General features: G+C 71.9%; 1 pseudogene. It reads right to left on the bottom strand.

From position 1 onward, the window contains the following. Nucleotides 1-221: pseudogene (locus ADK36_RS17985) on the bottom strand (MarR family transcriptional regulator); the annotation flags it as partial.

The following is a 221-nucleotide window of genomic DNA, read 5'->3' on the forward strand; positions in this document are numbered from 1 at the left end:
CGGGTGGTGGCGCTCTGGCTGAGGACGACGGCGTCGGCGACCTGCTTCATCTGGAGGTGGCCGCCTTCGCCGCTGTGCTGGCGGCTGAGGACGTCGAGCAGGGAGTACTCGCGCACGCTCAGATCGTGCCCGGCCTGAAGGGCGCGCTCGATGTGCGCCTCGATCCTGCCGTGCAGCAGGGAAAGGGCGCACCAGCCCTGGGCGAGCGCGGTGAGCGCGGG

The sequence above is a fragment of the Streptomyces viridochromogenes genome (assembly GCF_001270495.1).
In the GTDB taxonomy this organism is placed as follows: domain Bacteria; phylum Actinomycetota; class Actinomycetes; order Streptomycetales; family Streptomycetaceae; genus Streptomyces; species Streptomyces viridochromogenes_A.